Source organism: Pseudomonadales bacterium (genome assembly GCA_024234615.1).
Classification (GTDB): domain Bacteria; phylum Pseudomonadota; class Gammaproteobacteria; order Pseudomonadales; family IMCC2047; genus JAJFKB01.
In genome coordinates, this window is the sequence record JACKNY010000002.1 from 304,958 (window position 1) to 325,111 (window position 20,154).

At 46.8% G+C, this 20,154-nt stretch carries 17 protein-coding genes; 4 read left to right on the forward strand and 13 right to left on the reverse strand.

What is annotated here, in order from left to right; all coding sequences use genetic code 11:
• Positions 1-46: 46 nt before the first annotated feature.
• On the forward strand, positions 47-649 hold the full coding sequence (locus tag H6995_10565) for a dephospho-CoA kinase (GenBank protein ID MCP5215439.1): 603 nt from the start codon (positions 47-49) through the stop codon (positions 647-649).
• The gene (yacG, locus tag H6995_10570) at positions 646-852 is read left to right on the forward strand and encodes a DNA gyrase inhibitor YacG (protein MCP5215440.1); all 207 of its coding nucleotides are present in this window, start codon (positions 646-648) and stop codon (positions 850-852) included. Before H6995_10565 ends, yacG begins: the two co-directional genes overlap by 4 nt.
• Before the next feature lie 82 nt (positions 853-934).
• On the opposite strand, the gene H6995_10575 is transcribed toward yacG, so the two are convergent.
• The 5 genes from H6995_10575 to H6995_10595 form a co-directional block, all read right to left on the reverse strand.
• Positions 935-2,515: a peptide chain release factor 3 gene (locus H6995_10575; protein ID MCP5215441.1), complete on the reverse strand. Its 1,581-nt coding sequence runs from the start codon at positions 2,513-2,515 to the stop codon at positions 935-937.
• A gap of 115 nt (positions 2,516-2,630) precedes the next feature.
• Positions 2,631-3,275 (reverse strand): urate hydroxylase PuuD, encoded by a 645-nt coding sequence (locus tag H6995_10580; GenBank protein ID MCP5215442.1) that lies wholly within the window; start codon positions 3,273-3,275, stop codon positions 2,631-2,633.
• A gap of 210 nt (positions 3,276-3,485) precedes the next feature.
• A complete protein-coding gene (groL, locus tag H6995_10585; protein ID MCP5215443.1) occupies positions 3,486-5,132 on the reverse strand; it encodes a chaperonin GroEL in 1,647 nt (548 codons plus the stop codon).
• Between the two features lie 48 nt (positions 5,133-5,180).
• Positions 5,181-5,474 carry a co-chaperone GroES gene (locus H6995_10590; GenBank protein ID MCP5215444.1) on the reverse strand — a complete coding sequence of 98 codons (294 nt, stop codon included), beginning with the start codon at positions 5,472-5,474 and terminating at the stop codon, positions 5,181-5,183.
• Between the two features lie 249 nt (positions 5,475-5,723).
• The gene (locus tag H6995_10595) at positions 5,724-6,185 is read right to left on the reverse strand and encodes an FxsA family protein (protein MCP5215445.1); all 462 of its coding nucleotides are present in this window, start codon (positions 6,183-6,185) and stop codon (positions 5,724-5,726) included.
• 484 nt (positions 6,186-6,669) lie between these two features.
• Here H6995_10595 and H6995_10600 point away from each other — a divergent pair, with 484 nt between their 5' ends.
• Entirely contained in the window at positions 6,670-7,434 is a 765-nt protein-coding gene (locus tag H6995_10600; GenBank protein MCP5215446.1) for an SDR family oxidoreductase, read from the forward strand.
• Between the two features lie 57 nt (positions 7,435-7,491).
• Here the strand turns inward: H6995_10600 and H6995_10605 are convergent, their stop codons facing one another.
• Both H6995_10605 and H6995_10610 read right to left on the reverse strand, forming a co-directional pair.
• Positions 7,492-8,742, reverse strand: a complete 1,251-nt coding sequence (locus tag H6995_10605) for an AmpG family muropeptide MFS transporter (GenBank protein MCP5215447.1) — start codon at positions 8,740-8,742, stop codon at positions 7,492-7,494.
• 8 nt (positions 8,743-8,750) lie between these two features.
• Positions 8,751-9,233: a YajQ family cyclic di-GMP-binding protein gene (locus H6995_10610; protein ID MCP5215448.1), complete on the reverse strand. Its 483-nt coding sequence runs from the start codon at positions 9,231-9,233 to the stop codon at positions 8,751-8,753.
• Positions 9,234-9,312: 79 nt separating this feature from the next.
• Here H6995_10610 and H6995_10615 point away from each other — a divergent pair, with 79 nt between their 5' ends.
• On the forward strand, positions 9,313-10,284 hold the full coding sequence (locus H6995_10615) for a 2-dehydropantoate 2-reductase (protein ID MCP5215449.1): 972 nt from the start codon (positions 9,313-9,315) through the stop codon (positions 10,282-10,284).
• Positions 10,285-10,314: 30 nt separating this feature from the next.
• Here the strand turns inward: H6995_10615 and H6995_10620 are convergent, their stop codons facing one another.
• The 6 genes from H6995_10620 to H6995_10645 form a co-directional block, all read right to left on the reverse strand.
• Entirely contained in the window at positions 10,315-12,255 is a 1,941-nt protein-coding gene (locus H6995_10620; GenBank protein ID MCP5215450.1) for a 2-oxo acid dehydrogenase subunit E2, read from the reverse strand.
• 33 nt (positions 12,256-12,288) lie between these two features.
• Positions 12,289-14,952: a pyruvate dehydrogenase (acetyl-transferring), homodimeric type gene (aceE, locus tag H6995_10625; protein ID MCP5215451.1), complete on the reverse strand. Its 2,664-nt coding sequence runs from the start codon at positions 14,950-14,952 to the stop codon at positions 12,289-12,291.
• Positions 14,953-15,269: 317 nt separating this feature from the next.
• Complete coding sequence (locus tag H6995_10630; GenBank protein MCP5215452.1) at positions 15,270-16,172, reverse strand: ROK family protein; 903 nt, start codon at positions 16,170-16,172, stop codon at positions 15,270-15,272.
• Positions 16,173-16,213: 41 nt separating this feature from the next.
• Complete coding sequence (gene ampE, locus H6995_10635; GenBank protein MCP5215453.1) at positions 16,214-17,101, reverse strand: regulatory signaling modulator protein AmpE; 888 nt, start codon at positions 17,099-17,101, stop codon at positions 16,214-16,216.
• A 38-nt stretch (positions 17,102-17,139) separates the two neighbouring features.
• Positions 17,140-17,694 carry a 1,6-anhydro-N-acetylmuramyl-L-alanine amidase AmpD gene (gene ampD / locus H6995_10640; protein ID MCP5215454.1) on the reverse strand — a complete coding sequence of 185 codons (555 nt, stop codon included), beginning with the start codon at positions 17,692-17,694 and terminating at the stop codon, positions 17,140-17,142.
• Between the two features lie 133 nt (positions 17,695-17,827).
• A complete protein-coding gene (locus tag H6995_10645) occupies positions 17,828-20,092 on the reverse strand; it encodes a DUF1631 domain-containing protein (GenBank protein MCP5215455.1) in 2,265 nt (754 codons plus the stop codon).
• Between the last annotated feature and the right edge of the window lie 62 nt (positions 20,093-20,154).

The following is a 20,154-nucleotide window of genomic DNA, read 5'->3' on the forward strand; positions in this document are numbered from 1 at the left end:
TGCCTCTCGATCTTTCCGCTAATTTAAACTTCAAACGTCCATTGCCATGTATGTAGTAGGCCTTACAGGTGGTATCGGCAGCGGTAAAAGTACCGTCGCCAACATCTTCTCCGAGCTTGGTATTCAAATAGTGGATGCCGACTTATCTGCACGGGCTGTTGTAACACCTAGCAGTCCGGCATTAAAGAAAATAGCCGAGCAATTTGGTGCAAATGTCATCTTGACTAACGGCCATCTAGACCGTAAAGCGCTACGTGCCAAAGTGTTTAGCGATGAACAGGCACTCAAGTGGTTGGAGGCGTTGCTCCACCCTCTCATTCGATTGCATATCGAGCAACAGTTACAAAATAGTTCGTCTGCCTATACCATTCTAGAGTCACCTCTATTATTGGAAACTAACCAGCATGAAATGACCGATAGAATTCTGGTTATTGATGTTCCAGAAGACGTGCAAATAGCAAGGGCCCTGCGTCGGGATAATAGTAATGAAAAGGAAATCAGAAAAATCATGTCAGCCCAGTGCAGTCGAGAATCGCGCTTAGCAATGGCGGATGATATCATTGTTAACGATCAAAAATTGGAAACCCTGACACCCTTTGTACAGGCACTACACCAACAATACTTAAATTTTGCAAAAGACAAACCATGACCAAAACCGCCACCATCATACCCTGCCCCACCTGTAAAAAGTCTGTTATCTGGAGCGAGAAAGAACCCTTTCGCCCATTTTGCTCTGAACGTTGCAAGCTGATTGATCTCGGCGAATGGGCCAGTGGTGGACATAGTATTCCGGGAGACCCAGTCATGCCAACGGATCACCTCCAAGGCTATGAGGGTCTGGATCAAGACTAAACGAGTTTTCGGGCTTGTACGCACCCTTCTCCCTCCGGGAGCAGGTTAGGATGAGGGCACTAAAATATAAACCCAGAAAGTATTAGTGCTCTCGCGTAGGATTAAATTCAACCTCGGGCCAACGTTCCTCTGAGAGGGAAAGATTGGCTCTGCTCGGGGCTAAATAAGTCAAATAATCACCGCCATCCCAGGCCAGATTATCATGCGCTTTACGCTTAAATTCTTCTAGTTTTTTGCTATCGCTACATTCGATCCAACGCGCGGTAAATACATTTACCGGCTCATAGCTACACTCAACTTTATACTCATCCAAAAGTCGGTAGGCTACCACGTCAAATTGCAAGACTCCGACGGCACCCACAATGATGTCATTATTACGCAGAGGCAAAAATACCTGTGTTGAGCCTTCTTCCGATAATTGCTTCAGCCCTTTTTGGAGCTGCTTCATTTTTAATGGATCTTTCAGTCGCACCCGGCGGAACAGCTCCGGCGCGAAATGAGGAATACCAGTGAACTGTAAATCTTCTCCGCTGGTAAACGTATCGCCAATCTGTATCGTACCATGGTTGTGTAATCCCAGAATGTCACCGGACCAGGCTTCATCGACATGGGATCTTTCGCCAGCAAAAAAGGTCAGGGCATCGGAAATCCTAACGTCTTTCCCCGTGCGGGTATGACGCATTTTCATCCCCTTGGTGTATTGCCCTGAACAGATTCTCAGGAAGGCAATACGATCACGATGGTTAGGATCCATGTTGGCCTGAATCTTAAAAATAAACCCGCTAAAACTTTCTTCTTTGGCATCAACTAATCGCTGATTCGTTGCTCGCGGTAAAGGACTGGGCGCATACTCAACAAAACCATCCAACATTTCCCGTACACCAAAATTCCCCAGCGCGGTGCCAAAGTAAACTGGTGTTAGTTTTCCATCGAGATAGTCTTGCAAATTAAATTCATGGCTAGCGCCACGCACCAGCTCCACCTCTTCCCGCAGCTCCTCGATATGGTCTTTCAGGACTATTTCCGCTTCTTTACTGGCCAGACCATTAACTTGCCTGTCAGCCTGAATGGTATGTCCTTGTCCCTGCGCATAGAGATGGATGGTATCAGTATAGAGGTTATATACGCCCTTAAACTGTTTGCCCATACCAATCGGCCAGGTGATCGGCGCACAATGTATCTTGAGTACGTCTTCGACTTCATCTAACAAGTCAACAGGATTACGGATATCACGATCCATTTTGTTGATAAAAGTCAGTATGGGAGTGTCGCGTAAGCGACAAACATCCATAAGTTTAATTGTTCTATCCTCTACGCCCTTGGCACCATCAATCACCATAAGCACCGAGTCAACCGCCGTCAACGTACGATAAGTATCCTCGGAAAAATCCTCGTGCCCAGGCGTATCCAGTAAATTAACGATACGATCTTTATAAGGGAACTGCATAACAGAGGAGGTCACGGAAATACCGCGTTGTTTTTCCATCTCCATCCAGTCCGAGGTCGCATGCCGTCCAGACTTTTTCCCTTTTACGGTGCCAGCCGTTTGAATGGCATTGCCGAATAATAGCAGTTTCTCTGTAATAGTTGTTTTACCCGCATCGGGGTGCGAGATTATCGCAAAGGTGCGCCGCTTAGCGACTTCCTGATCAAGTATGTTCATAGTAATCTGGCATTAACCGTAATTAACAAAGGCGGCGTATTATATAGGATTGGTAAAAATAGCGGGCATAAAAAAGCCCCTTTTTGCAAAGGGGCTTTTCGCGCTTTAAAGACTACTAAAGAAAGGTCAGCACACCAAAGAGTACAACTGTCAGCGCCAGGCTGCTGTGGATTACGCCCATAACACTTGTCATCGGGCCCATTTTACCAACAATGGCATTGATCTCTAACGCCGCAATGATAGCCATTGCTATCCATAGGCCCGTAGAGTATCCAGTATTCGCGATGGCATGGCTAACTTGACCTAAGCTCTGCCCGTGCTGAGACCCTAACATACCGAATAGCATACCGGCGGAAAACAACGTGTTGGTGCGCGACGCCAGCAATGCTTTTGCGCCAGCAGCAGCGGCATCACCTTCAATCATACCTAAAGCAATTTTCTGCTTAGGCCAAATAATCAACCAAACATTGATAAACATCAGCGTCCCCATTAATGCCCCGACGATGATGTAAGGATTGGTGTAACCGACTCGGATGACGCCTTCAAGCAATATTGCTCCAGTAATAAAAGTGAACATTGCTCCCCAACGAAACCACCAGAGCGCGCTTGGCGCTAGTTTAGCTTTGGCGTCAGCCAACCCCTCGGCGCTAGCTTGTTTAAAGTAGCCGCCCTGGATGAAATTAAAGTAATACAACAGCCCGATCCAAGTAATACCAAATAGGACGTGCGCCCAACGAAAAAGAAAGTTTAAAAATTCCATCGTTATTTCCCCTACGAGTTAGTGGGTTTATTTTAGTGAAAACAGCCTGTCTGTTAAATTTTGCTTATCATTCTAATCATTCATATCGAAAATAAAAAGTAAAATTCTCATTCAATGTACCTAGCCAATGAAGAGATAACCATCCTGATTTAAAAGAAAAAACCCCGCAAAATGCGGGGTTTTAATACTTCCTTTGGACTAAAGGCAGTGCTACATCATACCGCCCATACCGCCCATACCGCCCATACCACTCATGTCAGGCATAGCGGGTTTATTATCATCTGGGGCATCAGTTACCATGCATTCAGTGGTAATCATGAGGCCAGCAACAGAAGCCGCATTTTGTAATGCAGTCCGTGTTACTTTAGCCGGATCAAGAATACCCATTTCCAGCATGCTACCATATTCTCCAGTTCCAGCATTGTAGCCATAGTCGTCAGTACCGGCCTTAACTTTATCCAATACCACAGAGGCTTCATCACCTGCGTTAGCGACGATTTGACGTAGCGGCGCTTCCATCGCACGGCGAGCCAGATGAATACCGACGGTTTGATCGTCATTATCACCTTTCAGCCCTTCAATTGCCTGTAGTACACGCACCAGCGCAACACCACCACCAGCAACCACGCCCTCTTCCACCGCAGCACGAGTTGAATGCAGGGCGTCTTCCACCCGTGCTTTCTTCTCTTTCATTTCGATTTCAGTCGTAGCGCCAACTTTAATAACCGCAACCCCACCAGCCAGCTTGGCCACACGCTCTTGCAACTTCTCACGATCATAATCAGAAGAAGTCTCTTCTATTTGATTACGAATCTGGCCAACGCGCGCTTCGATATCGGCAGCTTGCCCAGCACCATCAATAATTGTAGTGTTTTCTTTATTGATGCTGATACGCTTTGCAGAACCCAGATCTTCCAAGGTAGCGCCTTCTAAACTCAGGCCTACTTCTTCAGAAATTACGGTACCACCGGTTAATACAGCAATATCTTGCAGCATTGCTTTGCGTCGATCACCAAACCCTGGCGCTTTCACAGCAGCAACTTTCATGATACCGCGCATATTATTAACCACCAAGGTTGCTAATGCTTCGCCTTCAACATCTTCGGCAATCACTAACAGAGGTTTGCCGGACTTGGCGACAGACTCTAACAGCGGCAGCATTTCACGAATGTTGGAGATTTTTTTATCAACTAACAGAATATAAGGCGCTTCCAGCTCAACACCCATGGTTTCCTGGCTATTGATAAAGTAAGGAGACAGATATCCACGATCAAACTGCATACCTTCAACGACATCCAGTTCATTCTCTAAACCACTGCCTTCTTCGACAGTGATCACACCTTCTTTACCTACTTTTTCCATCGCTTCAGCAATGATGTCGCCGACAGCTGAATCGCTATTCGCCGAAATAGTACCAACCTGCGCAATTGCTTTGCTATCCGCACAGGGCTTGGACATTTCCTGCAAGTGACCTACTGCAGCGATAACCGCTTTATCGATACCACGCTTAAGATCCATCGGGTTCATGCCCGCAGCTACCGCTTTCAAGCCTTCGGCCATAATCGCTTGCGCCAATACTGTAGCTGTCGTAGTGCCGTCACCAGCGATATCCGAGGTTTGGGAAGCGACTTCCTTCACCATCTGGGCACCCATATTTTCAAACTTATCCTTTAATTCAATTTCCTTGGCAACCGATACACCGTCTTTGGTCACAGTCGGTGCGCCGAAAGATTTATCCAGCACTACGTTACGACCTTTTGGACCCAAGGTTACTTTTACTGCATCCGCTAGGATGTTCACGCCAGCAACCAGCTTTTTACGGGCTGAATCGCCAAACAATACGTCTTTAGCAGCCATTTTTCTTTCCTTTAAATAAATTTTTCATCAACATAAACTTTGAAAGGATTAACCTTCGATAACGCCGTATATTTCGCTTTCGCTTAAAATCAGCAGTTCTTCACCGTCCACCTTGATAGTATTACTGCCGGCATATTTACCGAAAATCACTTTATCGCCTACCTTAACCGCTAAGGCACGGACGTCACCATTATCGAGGACCTTGCCTTCACCTATCGCTACCACGACACCCTGATTGGGTTTTTCTGTGGCAGAACCGGGCAATACGATACCACCAGCTGTGGTGGTCTCTTCTTCCTCCCGACGAACAACGATTCGGTCGTATAAAGGACGAATTTTCATTGTGCACACTCTCCTGACATGAATTGAAAACAGTTCTATAAGGCCTGATAGCCATTTCTTTAAGACACAGACCAATTATTGAGCTCAAATAGTAAACAACCCGAATTGACAGATTCTAAAACCATCTGAGTCTCAAGGCTGTGCAGCATAAATGGGGGTAGTTGATAGGATTTCAACGTCTAGCGATAAAGATTTTTATATTTTTTTAACCTTCACAATAATCAAAGGTATGGCCAGTTACGGCTCTGACTATTTCAGCTTCTTACGGTCATCATCATCAGACTCAAATTCACCTTCAATAATATCATCCGCCTGGTAATCTCCTCGCCTCATACCTGCGTGCACCGTAAATGCAGAGCTCATACTCACACGGCTAACGACAGCTTTCACTAACCATTGGCGAGTAATTGGAATTAAACAAGCAAAACCGATGAAATCAGTAATAAATCCTGGCGTTATCAAGAGCGTACCGCCCACGGCTAAACAGATTCCTTCTATCATTTCTTGCAACGGCAGGGCACCGCGATCTATTTGTTCTCGCGCCCGAAATAGAGTCGATAAGCCTTGTTGCCGAAGCATAACACTTCCCACCAAAGCCGTTAGAACTACTAACGCAGCCGTGTTTAGCGTTCCAATGTTGCTCCCTACCTCAATCAGTAACATAATTTCGGCGATAGGCAAAACAACAAAGAGTAGAAATAATAATTTCATTGGTCTCCCACTAAGGGTCTGACACCCATTATAAAAGTAATACTCAACCAGTCTATATTTCAGTATTTTTCAGATTCTGATAATCCCGCTGTCACAGTCGCCCCATCTTTGTAGCTAAATTTTTCTGTACTGCGCAAAGAAAATACTTTTAATATTGGACTAAATTTCGTCATAGGAGCACAAAATTGTACTGAGAGTGATGCCTGCTCAAACAATTTATGGACGCCCATCTAAATACGTTTAACCTATTGTTTATTAAACTAAATTAATAAAAAAATAATTTTAAAATTACCCAAAACTTAGGTTTTGGTATCTGAGATTAAGACAATAGTCTGCGATTTTTTAAAAAAAATATAGGAAATTAGCTCAAGTTACTACATAATCAAAATCGTTTTTCCGCGATGCAACAATAATATTATGCGGGTGCAACATCGGTAGCCGCTAGTGGTTAAACATCGTCAAAAACCGAATTTGGGGAGAAATTATGAATTTGAATGACAAGGTTATCGTTATCACCGGAGGTGGGCAAGGCCTAGGTCGCGGAATGGCGGTCTCATTAGCTCAAAAGGGCGCTAAGCTCGCACTAATCGATCTCAGCCAGGAAAATCTCAATGAGTCAGCACGACTGTGCCGCGAAGCGGGAAGCGAAGCCAAGGGCTACACAGCTAACGTCGCCGACCAAAATGAAGTAGTAGCGGCTTTTGACCAAATTATAACCGACTTCGGTGAAATACACGGTTTAATCAACAACGCGGGCATTACCAGAGACGCATTGCTGGTAAAAGTCGATAAAGAAGGCAATGTCAGGCGCGGTATGGATGTCAATCAATGGCAAAGCGTTATCGATGTCAATCTGACGGGCGTCTTTCTGTGCGGCCAAGAAGCAGCCATTCGCATGATTGAAAAAGGCACCAAAGGGCTGATCATCAATATTTGCAGTATTTCCCGAGCAGGCAATATGGGCCAAAGCAACTACTCAGCGGCCAAATCAGGTGTCGCCTCGATGACAGTAACCTGGGCTAAAGAATTAGCGCGTTATGGTATCCGAGTGGCTGGCATCGCGCCGGGATTCACCAAAACCGAGATGACAGAATCCATGAAGCCAGAAGCACTTGAAAAACTGGTTGCTATGATTCCGCTACGCCGTATGGGTGACCCAGATGAAATCGCGCACTCAGCAATTTATCTGTTTGAAAATGATTTCTACACCGGCAGAGTAATGGAAATTGATGGCGGCATGCGTTTGTAGTAGACGCACGCAAGATAAAAGCTTACCAATAAAGAACGCGGTTATTTACCGCGTTTTTTATTGCTCGGTCTGAATTCGTTCGTCTTTCCAAGGCGCTACTTTAAGCAGTATTAACATTCCGGGGAAAGCCAGGATTGTACAAAGAATAAAAAAACTGGTGTATCCAACCTGCTCAATAATCACACCGGTAATCGCGTTAGCCACCGTTCTGGGCAAAGATGCCAGCGCCGTAAACAGGGCAAATTGCGTGGCGGCAAATACGGGGTTAGTTTCCCGTGCAATAAAAGCCGTAAACGCCGCAGTGCCTAATCCAACCCCCAAATATTCAAAACTAACCACCAGCGCCAGAACATAGGGATTCGCCCCTACGACGGAGAGCAATACAAAGCCCAAAATGCTAGAAATCTGTACTAGCCCGAATAGCCATAACGAGCGGTTAATCCCTAATCGAATCATCGCAACACCGCCCGCTAACCCACCAATAAAGACAGCCGTCAAAGATGACAGCTTCGCAATTGAGCCGATTTGCGTCAGACTAAAGCCCATATCAATATAAAAGGGTGTGGCGAGGGCCGTTGCCATATTATCGCCAAGCTTATATAAAAACATAAAGGCCAAAATAAGCAGAGCGGAGGATAGCCCCTTGCGTAGCATAAACTCTCGAAATGGTTCTATGATCGCTTCTTTCATGGTCTTTGGTGGCTTTGGATTAGCAATCGCCTCATCAATGCAGAGCGTCAATCCCACGCCTACGGCCATAAAACCAGCAACTACAACAAACACCATTTGCCAAGCCAAAAAATCCGCTAAAATTAATGCTAGCGAACCGGGTACTAAGCCTGCCAAGCGATAAGCTTGTACATGAATAGCGTTGCCCAAGCCTAACTCTTGATCAGGCAGTAATTCACGGCGGTAAGCATCTAGAACGATGTCTTGGCTGGCGCTAAAAAAAGCAACAACTATCGCAATATAGGCAACGACCCAAATAGAAAGCGTAGGCTTCAAAAAACCAAGCACTGCAATTGAAACAACTAACGCTAGCTGGGTTACAAGCATCCAACCACGTCTTCTACCCAGAAAAGGCAAGGTATACCGGTCAATGACGGGAGACCAAAGAAACTTCCAAGTATAAGGAAAGCCTACCAAGGCAAAAAAGCCAATCTCGGCCAAGCCTACCCCTTCGACACGTAACCAGGCAGGCACCAACTGTATCAGTACGTAAAGCGGTAACCCTGAAGTAAAGCCAGTAAAGACGCAGATCAACATGCGTCGATTAAAGATTTCCTCACGCAAACTCGAAGCAACCATTCCGCGCGCTAGTCGCGAAAATTACTAAACTGCAGCGGCAAATCCAAATTGGCTTCTCTTAGCATAGCGATAACTTCTTGCAGATCATCACGTTTCTTGCCGGTTACCCGAACTTGATCGCCCTGGATCGCGGCCTGCACTTTCATTTTTTTATCCTTAATCAATTTTACGATTTTCTTCGCTAGCGGTGCATCGACCCCTTGGCGCAGTGTAATTTCCATCCGCGCTTGCATACCGGTCTGTACTACCTCGCCACATTCCATGCAGGCAATATCAATCCCACGCTTTACCAATTTCCCGCGCAACATGTCCAACATCTGTTGTACCTGGAAATCGACCTCGGCAATCAATGTTACCTGCAATCCATTCTGCTCACACTTAGCGTTGACGCCCTTAAAATCAAAGCGGGTGCCTATTTCCCGGTTCGCCTGATCAACGGCGTTGGTAACTTCATGCTGGTCTACTTCCGATACCACATCAAAAGACGGCATATAGGTTTTCTCCTCTAGCAACTCAGAATACAATAACGGGACATTCTACCAATTTAACCCCTCTTATAAATGCCTATCAATGATTTCTTCTAACACCATCAATGCGAAAGGTTGGCATATACTGGGCGCAGGCGCGATCGGTTGCTTGTGGGCAAGCCATTTGTCTCGCGTTGGGCAGAAAGTAACACTTTTATTGCGTTCCCAGTCTCGATTAAAAAAAGTACTGCCGCTGAAGCTTGAAGAAGATGGCGTAATTTCTTCTATTGACGTATTTGCAGAAAGCGGTGCAGAGAATAAAAGTCCTATTGGCAACCTCATCGTTTGTACAAAAAGTTTCGACGCGCTTTTAGCCATTCGCACTATTCAACATCGGTTAACCTCAGACTCGTTGATAGTTCTATTATTTAATGGTATGGGTGTCCAGCAAGAGTGCGCCAAACGATATCCAGACACACCGATTATTTGTGGTTCCAGCAGCGATGGCGCGTACCGCCGCGCTAGATTCCATGTAGTACAGGCGGGGAAAGGGCAAACCTTTTTCGGCCTCATGAACCCAACCAGCAACGCAAAGCTGGATAACATTAGCGCAAACTTTATGACCGCTATAAAAGCAGTCAAATTAAGCGTTAGCTGGTCAAACGACATATTAGAGTGCCTATGGCGCAAACTAGCCGTCAATTGTGCAATAAACCCTTTAACTGCCATCCATCGCTGCCGTAACGGCGATCTGCTAAAAGACCCTAGCTCAGCATCCCACATGCGAGCTGTCTGCGATGAAATAGAAACCATTCTAAGCGCATTAAAGCTACCCTATGCAGAGCCATCTCTACACAGGCTGGCGATCCAAGTAGCTGAATGTACCGCCCAAAATTATTCATCCATGTATCAGGATGTGATCAATAATAGGCCGACAGAGATTGATCAGATTAATGGCTTTATTTGTCAGCTAGCAAAGCAACTTGACGTTCCCGTACCAACCAACGAAATGCTCTATCAACAGATTAAAACGATTCAGCAAATGAATAGCAGTACTAGCTTACTGTTGCCTTGACCCGTACAGCGAATACAGCAACAAACCTTACTACAAAACCAATTTACGAATATCCGCCAAAACCTGTGTCAAAAACGTCATAAACTGGCCCGCATCCACGCCGTTGATGGCCCGGTGATCATAGGATAAGGTCAACGGCAACATTTGACGTGGCAGGAACTCCGAATTAATAAAAACCGGCTTTACTTGTGTTTTGGACACCCCTAATATCGCTACTTCTGGCGTATTAACAATTGGCGTAAAACCAGTACCACCAATGGAACCGAGACTGGAAATGGTAAAACACCCTCCTTGCAAATCTTCTTTGCTGAGCTTACCGGCCTGCCCTTTGGCCCCCAATTCCGTCGTTTCTTCCGCCAGTTCCCAAACGCCCTTTTTATCGGCATTTCGAATCACTGGCACCATCAGCCCTGCAGGCGTATCCATTGCGATACCAATATTGAAATAGAACTTTTGGATGATTTCCTCCCCCGAGGGTGCGAGCGAAACATTAAATTGCGGGTATTTTTTTAACGCTGCGGCACAGGCCTTAATCAAAAATGGCAGCGGTGTTAACTTCAACCCTCTCTCCGCTGCCTGGCTTTTTTTGCTAGCCCTAAACTCTTCGAGATCCGAAATATCGGCTTCATCAAAATGAGTGACGTGGGGGACATTAAGCCAACTTCGATGCATGGCTGCTGCAGTCAATTTTTTTACCCGCGACATAGGAACTATTTTGATTTCGCCAAACTGGCTAAAATCGATCGCTGGCACTGCGGGAATACCTGAGCCAGCAGGTGCCGCTTTAGACTTCTCACTCAACGCTTGCTTAACGAAATTCTGCACATCTTCCTTAACAATTCGTCCCCGCGGTCCGCTGGCTTTAACCTGGGTTAAATCAACACCTAATTCGCGCGCCAACATTCGCACTGCTGGCCCCGCGTATACTAGCTTCCCTGACTTGGCTGGTAGCACTTGTTGCGATACCGCAACAGGTTCTGTGCCAGAATTTAGCTTTGCCTGGGAATTTAATCGACTTAGCGACTCGTTCTTGGCCGGACTTTCTGCAGGGGCAGCTGAACTTAACGATTGAGCTAACACCACTATCGGCGCCCCCTGCTTAACTTTCTGCCCCACTTCCAATAAAACCGCCTCGACAATACCTGCATGGGTGGCTGGAATTTCCATGGAGGCCTTATCGGACTCCAACACAATAAGTGTATCGTCGACGGCAACCGAATCCCCGACGGCGACGGCAATTTCGATTACTTCCACTTCACTGGCATCACCTATATCCGGCACTTTTATGGTAAGCGACTCTTCCATTTTCGATGGATTGGCGACCGGAGCCGCCTTAGGTGTTTTCGCTGTTTCCTGTTTTTTCGTCGCTACGGAAGCAGCCTGACTAGCCGCCTCCAACACCAAAATTAAACTTCCTTCAGAGACCTTATCCCCAGCACCCACATTAATGGCTTTCACTACGCCTGCTTGCGGAGCAGGGATTTCCATTGATGCCTTATCCGATTCCAAAACAATCAGCGTGGCATCTTTTTCGACGTTATCTCCTTCCTTGACCGCTACTTCAATGACCTCCACATCTTTTACATCCCCGATATCCGGCACAAGTACCTCAATATTTGCGCCTAAAGCTGAGCTGGCTTCTTCCTGGACCGCTTCGGTAGACGACTCGTCTTGCTGAACTGCCTCAGCTGCTTGTGTAGTTGGTTTTTCTTCCACGACTGATGCTTGATCGGTGGCGGTATTTAATACGAGAATATCGTCGCCCTGCGACACTTTACTTCCTACTTGGACAAAAATAGAAGCCACTGAACCAGACACTGGGCTCGGAATTTCCATAGACGCCTTGTCAGACTCCAAAACAATCAGGGTGGTGTCTTTTTCGACATGCTGCCCCGGAGCGACACACAATTCTATAACTTCTACCCCAGTCGCATCGCCAATATCCGGTACTTTTACAATCTCTTCACTCACAATAAAATCCTTTCTGACTGATTTCTTTAACAATCACACCGTAACCGGATTAGATTTATTCGGATCAATTCCAAACTTTGTCAGCGCTGAACTCACCACCTCGGCGTCGACTTTGCCTTCCTTCAACAGCGATTGCAGCGCTGCAATAGTAATAAAATACCGATCCACTTCAAAGAAGTGACGCAGCTTCTGGCGAGAATCGCTGCGTCCGAAGCCGTCAGTGCCTAACACTCGATAAGTTTTCGGTACATAAGCGCGTATTTGATCCGCATAGTTTTTCATGTAATCCGTGGCGGCAATGACCGGCCCTTCTCGATCGGCAAAACACTGCGTGACATAGCTAATCCTCGCTGTTTCCTGTGGGTGCAGCATATTCCAGCGTTCAACGCTTTGGCCTTCGCGTGCCAATTCATTAAAACTGGTCGCTGCCCAGATATCTGCATCAACCTTAAACTCTTCCCTTAGCAATTCCGCCGCCGCGATAACTTCTCGCATAATCGAACCGCTGCCTATTAACTGCACTCTGAGTCGGCTCTTTCCAGGTGTCTCCTGAAACAGATACAACCCCTTAACAATACCTGCTTCCGCTCCCTTCGGCATATCCGGATGCGAATAGTTTTCATTGAGTAACGTCAGATAATAATAGACCGCTTCTTTTTCTTGATACATGCGCCGCATGCCATCTTGAACAATAACCGCCACCTCATAAGAGAAGGTTGCATCATAGGAGATACAATTGGGCACCGTGCTTGCCAGGATATGGCTGTGACCGTCCTGATGCTGTAATCCTTCGCCATTGAGGGTGGTGCGTCCTGAAGTGCCGCCGATTAGAAAACCACGCGCCTGCATATCACCAGCTGCCCAGCACAGATCACCAACCCGCTGGAAACCAAACATCGAATAAAACACATAGAAAGGGATCATTGCGCAATTATAATTGCTGTAGGCGGTCGCCAAGGTTAACCAAGCGGAGAGAGCACCGGCCTCATTGATTCCCTCTTCCAGCATCTGCCCCTTCTTGTCTTCCTTATAATACATAACCTGTGCGGAATCGACCGGTTCATAGAGCTGCCCGGAGGAAGAGTAAATACCCAACTGTCTGAACATGCCTTCCATACCAAAGGTACGTGCTTCGTCTGGTACGATAGGTACAACTTTAGGGCCAATTTTTTTATCTTTCACCAATACGGATAACAATCTAACAAACGCCATCGTGGTCGATATTTCCCGCTCTCCAGTACCCTTGAGCTGGTTTTCAAACGCTTCCAAACCTGGCACTTCCAGTGCGTCGAAATCATTACGGCGTTGTGGTAGGTAACCACCCAAACTGTCCCGGCGCTTCTTCATGTACTGCATTTCTGGTCTATCTGCTGGCGGGCGGTAGTAAGGAATAGCATCCAGCTCATCGTCGCTGAGCGGAATTTCATAGCGATCTCTAAATTGCATCAGCATCTTCTTATCCAGCTTTTTCAGCGAGTGAGTCCCCATCTGAGCTTCACCTTTATCGCCAACGCCATAACCTTTCACGGTATGCGCCAGAATAACCGTCGGTTGCCCTTTATGGTTAACCGCTTCGTGATAAGCAGCATAAACCTTATAAGGATCATGCCCGCCACGATTCAACTTATAAATCTGAGCATCCGTTAAGTCTTCGACCATAGCCAAGGTCTCGGGATACTTACCAAAAAAATGTTCGCGTGTGTAAGCGCCACCATTGGCTTTGCAGTTCTGATACTCACCATCGACCGTTTCATCCATGCATCGCTGTAAAACACCTTCTTTATCTTTCGCTAACAGAGGATCCCAGAGCCGCCCCCAGACGACCTTGATGACATTCCAACCAGCACCCCGAAAAACGCCCTCCAATTCTTGAATAATTTTACTATTGCCGCGCACCGGTCCGTCCAAACGCTGCAGATTACAGTTCACGACAAAAATAAGGTTTTCGAGTTGCTCACGCCCGGCCAACGAGATTGCACCTAGCGATTCCGGCTCATCGATCTCACCATCACCAAGGAAAGCCCAGACCTTGCGCTCCTCCCGCGGTGCCAATCCGCGGGCGGACATATACCTCATGATATGCGCCTGATAAATTGCCTGTAGCGGCCCTAACCCCATCGACACAGTGGGGAACTGCCAATAATCCGGCATTAACCAAGGGTGGGGGTAGGAGGAAAGACCACCACCATCCACTTCCCTTCGAAAACGGTCCATCTGTGCTTCATCAAATCGCCCCTCGATGTAGGAGCGGGCGTAAATCCCCGGCGAGGAATGCCCCTGAAAATAAATCAAATCACCCATATGATCTTCACTGGGCGCATGCCAGAAATAATTAAAGCCAACATCATAAAGTGTGGCGCTGGACTGAAAGGTGGAGATATGGCCACCCAACTCGTCATCGTTCATGTTTGCGCGCATAACGGTAATCAGCGCATTCCAGCGAACCAGCGATCGTATCCGCCGCTCCATAAACAAGTCACCGGGCATTGGCGCTTCTTCAGTCACTGGAATTGTATTGCGGTAAGGTGTCGTTAACGCGTAAGGGATTTGGGTGCCAGTACGTGTAGCATGGTCGGAAAGCTGCTTAAGTATATAATGCGCGCGCTCCATTCCTTCCTTTTGAATAATAACTTCTAGAGCATCAACCCATTCCTCGGTTTCCGTTGGATCAGGATCATTGGTACTGTGCTTATGCATTAACATTCAAAAAACCCTCTATGACTCTTTATTAAGTAAATACTTTGCTTGGCAAATTGGATAACGTCGATAGCGGAAAAGTGATTTGTACGTAAAACCTAACGATTCTGATCGACCACTATAACTGTAATATTAACTATTGGAATGAAGTATTTTGCCCATAGGTAGATGGGCGAATTAACAGCACAAACCCTTCCATCACGGCTGTGAATGGCCCGCATTTTTACCATGAATAGGGCCAAATTCCCAGTAATTTCTATGTAATAGCTGACGACTTACGCTCTTCCTCTTAACCCTACCTATTTTGTCTATTTTACTCACCATAACCACGCCGCTCCTCTGACACCACTACTATCACCATACTTCGGTGGACTCAAAAGAGTTTCACAGGAGTCGGAGAATACATACTTACACCAGCGTTTGGGTATTTCAACATACAGGCTAGCAATATTTGACAAACCACCACCGAGTACAATTACATGAGGATCAAGCAGATTGATAACGCTGCCCAACGCACTGGCTAAACACTCCTGGTAAAGATCTAAATACGCACACGCGCGCTCTTCCCCCACCTCCGCTTTCGTGACAATTTGATCGACGCTGAGCGTTTTGCCCGTTGCGGCGGCATAACCGTCTTCAAATCCAGGGCCAGACAAATACGTCTCTACACAACCGCGGCGGCCGCAATAGCAGTTTCTAGCCGCCAGTTGCGATCCTTCAAACGCTCCTTGTAGTGGCGGCAGCGCATTGTGTCCCCACTCTCCGGTAATACCATTGGGCCCCGTCACTAGCTGCCCATTTCGACAAATGCCAGCACCCACCCCAGTACCAAGTATGACACCAAATACCGTTGCAAAACCCTGGCCAGCGCCATCAGTCGCCTCAGATAATGCGAAGCAATCCGCATCGTTGGCCAAGCACACTTCCCGCCCCAGGCGCTGCTCCATATCTGTTAAAAGAGGGCGGCCATTTAGACAGGTGGAATTGCAGTTTTTCATTCTCCCGCTGACCCGAGAAAGGCTGCCCGGAGTGGCCACGCCAACGCTTGCGCGAGTTGAGCAGGAGTGTTCTAATTCTTCAACTAACTGAGCTATTTGATCTAAAATGGCGGCATAATTTCCTGCGGATGTTTTGACCCGCCGACGGTTAACGATACCACCATCATCAGCCATTAATACCGCTTCTATTTTAGTACCGCCTAAATCTATACCAATCCGCATGAGTACCTGCTTACGATGCCGTTAGCCCTTCTTGACTGGGGTTAGAAAATAACAATAAGGGCGACTATCACCACCCAAACAATCAAACTCCTAACAAGCAAATCTTGGATAGCTTGGATTTCCTGGGTATATTCATCCGACACATCGGCAATTCTTTCGACCGGTCGAGTCATGTCTTCCGATGTTTCCACACACGCACCCAAGGCCGCCATTCCCGTGTTGTATAACACTTTTTCGGTAGGTGTATGCCAGCTCAAGACTGCATCTATCCACGACCGAAAACAAAGTACAAAATTTCCAGCAAGAGTGAAGGTTAGGCCCACACAGCGTGCCGGTAGCCACTCGAGTGCGTGCAGAATTTGCAGGGGCATGGCCGCAGCTGCAGTATCATCCGATACTTTTAACCACTGATCGTAAAGACAGATGAAGCGGATAAAGAGCGCAGCTAGTGGCCCAGCTAATAAATACCAAAACAACACCAGGAATACCTGCTCAAACCATTGATAAAGCAGCCCGGTGCGAACTTCACGCTGTAATGACGCCAAGTCATTGACATCAATATCTTCCTGGGTTTTCAGATACTCTGAAGCAAAATGATAGGCCGCTTGGGTATCACCAGCCCGCCAGCGTCTTAAATATCCCTCGGTACATTGCAAGAGATTATCGCGGCCCATCGAATAAAACAGTAATAAGACCTGCAAAGCGACCCCGATAAACCCAAATAGAGAATTTTCTAACAGGTTGAGCAATAATCCCGCCAACAAGACAGGCAGTAATAGTGTTGACAGTGTCGCGACCTGCGGATGTTTCTGAAACGTAGACCCTAGGCTATCTGATAGCAGGAAAAACCATTCATCGAAACGTCGATCTACGCGCCAGCCAAGAAACTTATAACAACCTAAGGTGATGAGTAACACTAAAAACGCCATTGTGGCCTCGGTAGATTCTTTATGAATAACGGATTAAATTAATCCCCAGATTTCAACAATTGCCTATAGCGACGCCAATCGAAAGCAGGACCTGGATCGGTTTTACGCCCAGGTGCAATTTCCGAATGGCCCGTTATTCGGCCCTCCTGGATACCAGGATAAGATCGCATCAACGCACGGGTGACATCAGCTAAACGCAGATATTGGCTTTCCTCGTAAGCCTGATCGTCCGTTCCTTCAAGCTCAATGCCAATGGAAAAATCATTACAGTTGGTTTCTTGCTGATAACAAGAGCTACCAGCATGCCACGCCCGTTTATCAAAAGGTACAAACTGAATTACAGCACCGTTGCGGCGAATCAAAAGATGGGAGGAAACCTGAAGTGTCGCTATTTCCTGGAAATAAGGATGCTCTCGCGCTACCAACTGATTAGTAAAAAGCTGGCTTATATAGGGACCACCAAACTGCCCAGGCGGTAGGCTAATATTATGTACAACCAGAAGATCAATACGCGCCTCCGGCCTGTCGTCGAAGTTAGGCGATATTATACGCTCAGCCTCGACCAACCAATGATTATGTATAGCGCTAAGCAAGCTAATTCCTGAGCATCAAGTAAGCGATGCCCATACATTAGCTCATGCGCCAGAGGGCTTCAACTCGGATTAGGCCTTGGATGAGAAAAACTTTTCGCGCCGAAGGATGCCTAGAGAACCATCCGATTAATTCCTAATCCTTCATTTCACGCAAATGGCCGATCACAGACTCCAGGGCACGATCAAATAGAAGGGTATCATCGAGAATATTAAGTAGGCCTTCGCGCAACTCCTGAGCAAGCACGGTGCGGGTTTTCTCCGCTACTTTCATACCGACACGGTTGACAAAAATATATTTTCCGGTCGATCGGATGACTGCAACCAGCTTAGCTCGTTGCTTTTTGTCCTCCTTGATCAATTCGACCCAGGTCCCAGAGGTCAGTCCGTCAACACGGTTAAGATACTCATCACCCTCAGTTGCCGAGATAGCTTGCTCAATAACTGGCAATTCAGCGTTAGTAATAATAACCGGAGATTCAATGGTGCTTTTGCTGATTACCTGTGCCGATTTTTGGGTATCACCCGGAGCGTTAGCTAAACTTTTTGGCTCCGGTTCTGTCCTTGTAAGGGTTGTAAACTCCTGCGCCACAGCAGCATCATCAGTTTCCGGCTTTACTGCAGGTTTAAGTGACGAGCTTTTCAAGCAATTTAAATGAATGGACTCTAACTCTTTGAAGAGGTTGCGCATTTTCACTTTGCTAAAGGAAATGCTGGTCAAGCCTTTGCGCAAACGCTGCAACAATGAAGGAATCAATTTTAGTAACTGACTGGTATAGGACTTATCCGCCGCTGGTTGTACGCTCCATATCAGGTCATCAACTGTCGCCAGCGCGTCTTCCCAAGCTTGGCTCTCAACACCTTCTTTCACATGAACCAAAAACAGATAGCTGCTCCAACCGTCGCGCAACAACTCGATCACAACCGGAGGCAAATTAGTACCCTGCGCCTTTTGGTTAAGCACATCGCCAACCACCGACCGCGCATACTGGGTTTTGCCTAAACCTTCCTCTGCATCCCTCGTACGCTGTTCAATTAACTCTGCACGACGTCGTTCAATACCAATAAAGTCGGTAAAATCCTCCAACAAATTTTGAAAAATCGAAACATCATCGACAAAATCGTCGAGCACTGAATCAACGATAGCTTTAACCTTGACATAGAGCGTATCGCGTTTGAGATCAACTGTCTCACTCCAGCCCATTGCCGCCGTAGCCAACTCATTGAGCAGCTTTCTGGCCGGGTGGCCTCCCCGGCTAAAGAAAGTTTTATCCAGCACGGCGACTTTAAGTAAGGGTATTTGCAGACGCGCTAACAAGGCTTTCATCGGTGACGATAAATTATGATCGTCGAGAATAAACTCGAACAGCATGGAAACTAGGTTAATAACATCATTATCAACTTTGCCAATCGCTCTATTCTGCAATGCCGAACCGGACTGCTCCAACAAGTTATATAATGCCTGCCGGACATCAATTTGCTCCGCGCGGAAATTAACAAGGTTTCCTGTCTCATATTTTTGTTGCTGAATCGATGACAAAAGCTCTACCAAATCACCATGCGCCAACGCTGGCCCTTGGTCAGCCACAGGTAGCGTAGGACCGGTATTTTTTGATTGAAACTGGCTGTCAGTCAACAGGCCCCGTAAAAAATCAAATATCTCACTATCTTCCTGGCTATTTGCAGTAGAGGGAGGGGTCGGCTGCCGCGCCCCGCTAACTCTTTTAGTCGCGCTTCTTTGCTTTGCGTTTGAACTGATGCTGGGCAGTACACCCCGCTCTATTAATAAACCGTTGGCTTCATTATAAAGTTTACCGATAACACCCAGCACATACTTTTCAAAAAGCTTGTAGACCACCAACTTGGCTCGAATATCCAGCTCAAGTAACCCAGCCGCTTCGCGAAATGCTTCACATAATCGGTGTGGGCCAAGGGGGTTACTCAGATCAGTGATTGTTTTCGCTCGGACTAAATAATTAATGCGCTGGGTCAACTCACTTAAGGAAACATCACATTGACTGACCACCTTGGAAACCATACCTCTGATCGCCACCGACTCTTCAAGATCGTCGTCACACACCAGAGCCAAAGTTTCCATGCCATCTGCATACTTCTCTGGATCAGCGGTTTCATTATCGACAGAGAGAAATAACTGACGAAAACCATCTTGAACTTTTTGCATAAAAACAGATTCCATGCCTTGCCGTTGAATACGCACTTGGCGCATCGAGTCAAAATACATGGTCTGATCAATGTTACTGGTGGCTTTGTCGGCAAGTTCAAACAACGCATCATCGGCGCTGTCAAACATATTGGCAAAGATGGCTGCGAGCTGACTTTTCGCCAACTCTCGCACCCGTTTTAAGGGCTCTGGTAGAATGTCGATTGAGGTTACATTCACAGGGGGAACTGCGCTAGATTCATTGACCACGTTCTAAAACACTCCGGGTTGCCATTCGCCTT